This window comes from Vibrio sp. YT-17, assembly GCF_033337375.1.
Classification (GTDB): domain Bacteria; phylum Pseudomonadota; class Gammaproteobacteria; order Enterobacterales; family Vibrionaceae; genus Vibrio; species Vibrio alginolyticus.
Genome location: NZ_JAWOQP010000007.1, coordinates 204,353 through 210,359, shown reverse-complemented (window position 1 = coordinate 210,359; position 6,007 = coordinate 204,353). Strand labels below are relative to the sequence as shown.

Here is a 6,007-nt window from a genome sequence, read left to right as displayed (position 1 = left end):
TACATTAGCGCAAACCAACGCCGTTATTTGGATTTTTCACTTGCAAAACGGGGCGTACCATACATTTGTCCAGAAATTTTACCGTGGGCAACTTCTAACGCAAAAGTGCCCCAAAACTCGCTAGACCAAACACTCTAGAAGATCTGTGTCGTTCATTTTACCCTACGAAAAGTTATCCGATAGAATGTAACCCAACACTATTGAGCCTTCATTGTGCCTGTTTGGTCTGTCAAATTGTCTATTTAACTGGTTAAATCATCAGGTAATCTTTTTGAGGATGATAAATAACTGAAAATATTGTTATTATCCTTTTTATTTATCAGTAAAACCGACTCCCATGAGATATGAATCCGCTCCGTAGCCCAAAAAGAAAGACAAGAAACAACTAGAGAACGAGTAGCTCGCCAACGTCGAGAGCGCAGGAAGAGGGAAGAGTTGAGGTATACCGCGAGCGATGAAAAGCGAAGGACAGAAATTAGAGAGAGGGTTCTTAGAGATAGACAAGAGGCTGGATTAGGTCAAATCTCTCAAGGTTTAAAAACGCCTCAAATTCTGAGCGATTCTACCGGGCAACAGTGTTCACTTGAAGATGAAATGACTAAAAATCATCAACATATACTTATTACTGATTTAGAAGATGCGCACAAGATATTGCATAACGTTTGGCTCGATTCTGGTTGCGAGTATTAATGCAGCAAAATCATGGTTCAACCACACAGAGCCGATGTTTGACGCCGCGTCTATTGCTAAGCAATTCGGGGATATGAACATTAAGGCGGATCTTGTTGAGAGCAGAGGAAAAATCATTGTCGCATTCAATGGGACAGATCAGAACGGGAAAGCACTCAAACATGCGTTTGTGAATGGCGCTCGTATCAACATGAACGGAAAAAATACTCGCTTAACTCATTTAAAGCAATGCAACCGGGTTTTAGCCCGAAATCTAGGGTTGCAAACTTTAAAGGTGCAGGAGCTTTAACGTTTGTTGTATCGGCGAGTATTGCTGCCAGTGACCTAGTGTTTAAAGATGATTACCACCTAGTGTATTGGTTTGGGAATGTTCGCTCTGACATGTTCAAATTTATACTCCAGAGCGCACATGGTGAGGCCGCGTTGTTTGCTGCTGCTTTCTTAGGTCAACCGATAATTATATGTGCAATTGCTGTAACAGCGACAAAACTTATTTAAGGACATGGACTGCATGGAATCCAAAAACGAGTCTAATCGACGCCCTCTTGCAGTGCGTAAAATCTCAGTTATCAAACGAATTGCTATTTGGCTGAGCCAAAAAAACATTACCCCTAACCAAATCTCACTGATGAGCATCCTCTTTGCCGCTATTGGCCTTGCTTTTGCAGCTAGTTATCGCTTCTGGCCTACGCCAATTTGGTTAGTGCTGTTCGCTCTGATGGTTCAAATGCGGTTATTGTGCAATCTATTTGACGGAATGGTCGCTGTAGAAGGTGGGAAGAAAACCCCTGCTGGTGAGTTGTTTAACGATGTTCCAGACCGTATTGCCGATCCGCTGTTGATTATCGCTGCTGGTTTCGTTGCTCATTCAGCATTTTCTATGCCTCTAGCTTGGATTGCGGCACTATTAGCGGTACTCTCAGCTTACATTCGCGTTTTGGGTGTTAGCATGGACTGCTCGGCCGACTTTCGAGGACCAATGGCTAAGCAGCATCGAATGGCCCTACTCACAGTAACTCTTTTAGTAATGGCGATTAACCATTGGTTTACGTTATCACTTGGCATTTATTTGATGGACATATCGCTTGCAATCATGGTAATTGGCTGTGCTGTAACTTGTTGGCGTCGTTTGGTATGTATTTTTAATGCTAAAAAAGAACTCGCTAACTTATTATTGAACCATGAAAAAAATCATCAGGCCAAGCATTCTAAGTCTCTAACAGCCAACGAGACAATCGATAAGGCGGTAGGTGAAACTAACCATGATTAATATCCCTACGCATTCGTTATACATGATGGCCGCCATCACACTCGTACTAGTGATTGGCACTTTGGTTTACCTGTATTTGTCACGCCATAATCTTAATAAGGATTACCACGAGCTTAAACTTCGCATTCGTTCTTGGTGGTGGATGATCGGAATCGTCTTTGTTGTGCTCTATCTGCCCACTCAATACACGCTGATTTCTGTCGCCTTTTTGAGTTTTATGGCGCTGAAAGAGTTTCTCTCTGTAGTACCAACGCGCATGACAGATCGACGTGTGATCTTCTGGGCTTACCTTTCGATCCCGTTTCAATACTACTGGTTATCAATCGGTTGGTATGGCATGTATATCATCTTTATTCCTGTCTTCACCTTCCTCTATCTTCCAATGGTCGCGGTGCTGATTGGTGATACCAAAGGTTTCATTCGCTCAGCAGGTATCATTCACTGGGCGCTAATGCTGACGGTATTTTGTGTTAGTCATATGGCATATTTATTGGTATTGCCCAGCAAGAATCCAGAGACCGGTTCAATGGGAATGCTACTGTTCTTATTGGTATTCACTCAGTTTAGTGATGTTTGTCAATACGTATGGGGTAAGAGCTTCGGTAAACACAAAATCGTACCGAAAGTCAGTCCAAACAAAACATGGGAAGGCTTTATTGGTGGTGCGGCAACCATCATCATCACTAGCTATTTTGTGGCACCTTACCTGACACCATTAACTTCAGTTCAAGGTTTAGTTGCAGGGATGATTATCGCCTTGAGTGGCTTTATTGGCGATTTGGTAATTTCATCGGTTAAACGTGACTTACAAATTAAGGATACCAGCCAGTTTATCCCCGGCCATGGCGGCATTTTAGATCGTATTGATAGCCTGATGTTCACCGCCCCCTTATTCTTCCACTATATTTATTACCTCTACTACTAAGAAGACGATATGAAAATTTTAAAAGTTTTGTTCGTCTTGCTGTTTGTGAAACCACTGGTGTTTGTTGGTTTGGGGCTCAACATCATTAATCGGCAAAATCTGCCAAGCAATGGTCCTATGGTGGTCGCGGCTAACCACAATAGTCATCTCGATACTTTGGTATTACTGGCACTCTTTCCTATCAGTATGGTACATAAGGTGCGTCCTGTGGCAGCAGCCGATTACTTTCTCAAAAACAAAGTATCAGCATGGTTATCACTCAATATTTTGGGCATTATTCCCATCCATCGTTCACCGAGTAAAAGCGAGCGGCATACTGTATTTGATGAGTGCCATAAGGCACTTAATCAAGGAGATATCTTGATTATCTTTCCTGAAGGTAGTCGCGGTGAACCTGAAACTATGAGCGGGTTAAAGAAAGGGATTTATCACTTAGTTAATGAACATAAAACTTGTCCTGTCATTCCGGTGGTGATGCGCGGATTAGGTCGAGCGCTCCCTAAAGGAACAGCGATGCTTGTTCCTTTTAACTGTGATGTTGTATTGGGAGTGCCAATCGCGAGGTTTGAAAATGCAGATGACTTTCTAATAACCATGCAAGTTGAATATCAACAGCTTGCACAAGCATGTATTGTGACTAACCACGAAGAGTAGATACGTTCTAGCTCGACAGTACTCCATTATCGTTTAAAGCAAGAGCCCCAAAAACTTAGGGAATCCGTTTGTCTTACTAGATCCGAACCAGCAATTTTGGACACTGAATTAAGTAATTTTCTATACTTGAAGTTACTCGTACATTACTAATTTAAGTAGAAGTTCTAAGTAACTTTGCCCACCTGCAAGCTATAGTATTTTCTCAAGCTATATTAAGTTCTTAAAACCGCAGAGCTTAAATAGTGTGGTTAAGCCTTTGATTCGGATGTGGCCTGCCTTTGTAATCTCTTTCCCCAAAATACAATGTGTTTTGTTTTACAGGAGTCAGAATGCCTGGCTCCTTTTCCCTTTGCTTGTCGCGAACGCTACCATCTTGGTCGTAGAGTATTGGTTATCGAAACCATTAACTCATGTTAGTGAAAGGAAGTTCCTGAACCCTATAGTGCTTCTTTCACCAATCTTCTGTTTGGGCCATTATCTCTAACATCCAGACGCGAAATAGCATAAGATACACGGCCTTTACTAGCACTGAGCCACTCTTTGTAATGACAGATAAAACACAGCAAGCGACATTTGCCGATCTTGGCCTGATTCCAACATTAGTCGAGCGACTAGAAGCGTTGGAATACAGCCAACCGACGCCCATTCAATCCCGTTCTATTCCTGATATCCTTGAAGGGAAAGATATTATTGGTGGTGCCAATACGGGGTCTGGTAAAACCGCTGCTTTTTCGCTGCCAATCTTGCAAAAAATTGTTCAGCAAGACGAATCAAACAATCGCCGTGGCAACTTCGTTTCCCACCTGATTTTAGTACCAACTCGTGAGTTGGCATCACAGGTGGCATATAACGTCAAATCTTACTCATACCATCTCAGAGATAAGATCAAAACGGTTGCCGTATTTGGTGGTGTATCGGTGAACCCACAAATGCTGGCGCTTCGTGGTGGCTGTGACATCATTGTTGCAACGCCGGGTCGATTACTTGATCTGGTATCCAGTAACGCGATTAAGTTGGACCAAGTAAAAACGCTTGTTCTTGACGAAGCCGACCGTATGTTGAGCCTCGGATTTACCGAAGAACTGAATAAGATTCTTGCGTTACTCCCAGAGAAGAAACAGACGCTGTTATTTTCTGCAACTTTCCCTGATAAAGTGACGACGTTGGCTCAGCAGTTGCTCCGCGACCCTGTTGAAGTTCAGTTGCAGAGCGCAGAAGCCAGCACTTTGGTGCAGCGCGTGTTTAGTGTAAATAAAGGTGAGAAGACGGCGGTACTCGCGCACTTAATCAAACAGCATCAGTGGCGACAGACTCTGATTTTTGTGAATGCTAAGAATGCCTGTAATCATTTAGCTCAAAAGTTGTCAAAACGCGGTATTACCGCTGAAGTTTTCCATGGTGATAAAGGGCAGGGCGCTCGTACTCGTGTCCTTGACGGTTTTAAGTCTGGCGAGATTCAAGTTCTTATTGCCACCGATATCGCAGCACGCGGCCTTGATATAGAAAAACTTCCAGTGGTGATTAACTTCGATCTTCCGCGTAGCCCTGCTGATTATATGCATCGAATCGGTCGTAGTGGTCGTGCTGGTGAAGTAGGTTTAGGGTTATCTCTTATCGATTACGACGACTACCACCATTTCAAAGTGATAGAAAAGAAAAATAAGTTCCAACTTGAACGCGAGCAGGTAGTCGGTTTTGAAGTGGAAGACGATCAGAGTGAAGCCTACTTTTTACCAATGAAGCCGCGAGCAAAGCCGGCAGGTACGGGTAAAAAGAAGAAAAAGCGTAATCAATAGAAAACGTAAACTACATGTGAGTTTACTTACGGGAGTTGTTAGAGAAAAGGAATGCTCACTAGCTTGAGTCTTCGCTTCTAGCCATTCCTTTAAAGAACAATAGAGCCCTGCTGGAGCTACCAGTAGGGCTCTATTGCTTTTCAAGATAGTGTTATTGGCGACGAGCAGGGCGTCCGCGAGGTGAACGCTTTTTAAATGCAGACGCTGCTTTGGCTTGTGACTTAAGAATAGAGTCAACGGTTAGCGGCATTGGCTCTTTAGGTTCAAGGCCATGAGGGAAGGTACGAGCTCTTGGTGGTAAGTTGTATTCTTCTTCGCTCGCGCGTGGCATGCGCTTAAAGCGATAAAGGTAAAAGTTTTCTAATTTTTCTCTCGCCCATTCGGTTTTCTTTAAATACTTCACGCTACTTGCAATCGAAGGCTTAGTGTTAAAGCAATTAAAACGCATTGCTGTATCTAGAATGTCCCAGCCGTAAAAATCCACTAACTCTTGCAACATAGTCTCTAGCTTTAATCCGTGCAGTGGATTGTTCTGTTGCAGCTCGATTCTCTCTTCGTCAGTCATCATTTTTAAGGGCCTTACTCATTAAAGGGCGGAGTTTAACAAAGTATACAATGTAGAGATATCGATAGTTACTTTGCGATGGATGCGAGCACAGTGCTCTCTACCTT

General features: G+C 43.1%; 5 protein-coding genes and 1 pseudogene. 5 read left to right on the top strand and 1 reads right to left on the bottom strand.

Features of this window, described 5'->3' with window-relative positions; all coding sequences use genetic code 11:
• The first annotated feature begins 337 nt into the window (after positions 1-337).
• The 5 genes and pseudogenes from R7F67_RS09480 to R7F67_RS09460 all read left to right on the top strand — a co-directional run bounded on the left by R7F67_RS09480 (position 338) and on the right by R7F67_RS09460 (position 5,335).
• Positions 338-1,188 (top strand): annotated as a pseudogene (locus R7F67_RS09480) (hypothetical protein).
• 4 nt (positions 1,189-1,192) lie between these two features.
• Positions 1,193-1,960 carry a CDP-alcohol phosphatidyltransferase family protein gene (locus R7F67_RS09475; protein WP_080996661.1) on the top strand — a complete coding sequence of 256 codons (768 nt, stop codon included), beginning with the start codon at positions 1,193-1,195 and terminating at the stop codon, positions 1,958-1,960.
• A complete protein-coding gene (locus R7F67_RS09470) occupies positions 1,953-2,885 on the top strand; it encodes a phosphatidate cytidylyltransferase (protein WP_017635765.1) in 933 nt (310 codons plus the stop codon). Before R7F67_RS09475 ends, R7F67_RS09470 begins: the two co-directional genes overlap by 8 nt.
• Before the next feature lie 9 nt (positions 2,886-2,894).
• Positions 2,895-3,539: a lysophospholipid acyltransferase family protein gene (locus tag R7F67_RS09465; protein WP_017635764.1), complete on the top strand. Its 645-nt coding sequence runs from the start codon at positions 2,895-2,897 to the stop codon at positions 3,537-3,539.
• A gap of 545 nt (positions 3,540-4,084) precedes the next feature.
• Positions 4,085-5,335 carry a DEAD/DEAH box helicase gene (locus R7F67_RS09460; protein WP_005375545.1) on the top strand — a complete coding sequence of 417 codons (1,251 nt, stop codon included), beginning with the start codon at positions 4,085-4,087 and terminating at the stop codon, positions 5,333-5,335.
• Between the two features lie 151 nt (positions 5,336-5,486).
• Here the strand turns inward: R7F67_RS09460 and R7F67_RS09455 are convergent, their stop codons facing one another.
• Complete coding sequence (locus R7F67_RS09455) at positions 5,487-5,903, bottom strand: VF530 family DNA-binding protein (protein WP_005375544.1); 417 nt, start codon at positions 5,901-5,903, stop codon at positions 5,487-5,489.
• Between the last annotated feature and the right edge of the window lie 104 nt (positions 5,904-6,007).